This is a genomic window from Aeromonas caviae, assembly GCF_000819785.1.
Lineage (GTDB): Bacteria > Pseudomonadota > Gammaproteobacteria > Enterobacterales > Aeromonadaceae > Aeromonas > Aeromonas caviae.
On record NZ_CDBK01000103.1, the window covers coordinates 1 to 1,198 of the forward strand.

Annotated in this window: 1 protein-coding gene; it reads left to right on the top strand. The window is 57.3% G+C overall.

Annotated elements, in window-relative coordinates:
- Nucleotides 1-108 precede the first annotated feature (108 nt).
- Nucleotides 109-1,149, top strand: coding sequence for an IS481-like element ISAs19 family transposase (locus tag BN1120_RS18345; RefSeq protein WP_042017433.1), 1,041 nt, complete (start codon nucleotides 109-111; stop codon nucleotides 1,147-1,149).
- Nucleotides 1,150-1,198: the final 49 nt, after the last annotated feature.

Genomic DNA, 1,198 nt, shown 5'->3' on the forward strand with positions numbered 1-1,198 from the left:
TGTATGGAGATGGTATTCACCTGACAGTTGCCCACAAAAGGGAGTGGTCATACGGCTTCAAACCGGATAACAAAACGGTACCCCTACCGTGTTATCCGGAGTCACCGTATGACCACCAACGAGAAAGTAGCACGTCGTAAACTCAGCCTGCTAGAGCTCGCCAAAGAGCTCAATAACGTCAGCAAAGCCTGCAAGCTCATCGGCTACAGCCGCCAGCAGTTCTACGAGATTCGCCGTAACTACCAGACCTATGGGGCTGAGGGCTTGCTCGACAAACTCCCCGGCTGCAAAGGGGCGCATCCCAACCGGGTCGCTCCCGAGATTGAGCAGGCCATCCTCGATTACTCCCTCACCAGACCAACCCATGGCCCGCTGCGGGTCGCGCAAGAACTGGCTTTGCAAGGCATCAACGTCAGTGCGGGCGGTGTGCGTGGCGTGTGGCAACGTCACGACTTGCTCTCCAAGCATGACCGCTTGTTGCGCCTTGAGAAAACCCACAGGGAACAGACGATTGAGCTCAATGACGAGCAGATCCGCCTGCTCGAGCGCTTCAGCCCCGAGTTTCGCGAACGCCAAATTGAGGTTCACTACACCGGGGAACTGGTGGCGGTCGACACCTTCTTCGTCGGCGCACTCAAGGGGGTGGGCAAGGTGTATCTGCAAACCGTACTGGACTGCTACAGCCGCCATGCCTGGGGACGGCTCTACACCAGCAAGCTGCCGGTGACCTCGGTCCATGTGCTCAACGAAACGGTCCTGCCGTTCTTCGAGGCTCACGAGGCGCGGGTCTATACCATCCTGTCGGACAACGGGCGCGAGTTCTGCGGGCGCCCTGACCATCACCCCTACGAGCTGTTCCTGCAACTGGAGGGGATTGAGCACCGGACCACCAAGGTACGCAGGCCGCAGAGCAACGGCTTTATCGAGCGGCTACATCGCACCCTGCTGGATGAACACTTCCGTATCAAGGGGAGGACGACCTGGTATGAATCAGTGGAGCAGATGCAGACAGACCTGGACAGCTATCTGGATCACTACAACACCCAGCGGCCACATCAGGGCAGGATGATGGAGGGTCAAACCCCCTACAGCATGTTCAAGAAGGGTCTGAAATTGATACCGAAGGAAGTGCGCACTAAAGTAGCGTAAACAAGACACCGGTTTGAGGCCGGTGTCAGGTGATAACTAGATCTGTACA

Excerpts from the sequence above, each read along its gene's own strand:
- BN1120_RS18345 (WP_042017433.1), top strand. The coding sequence starts at position 109 with ATGACCACCAACGAGAAAGTAGCACGTCGTAAACTCAGCCTGCTAGAG.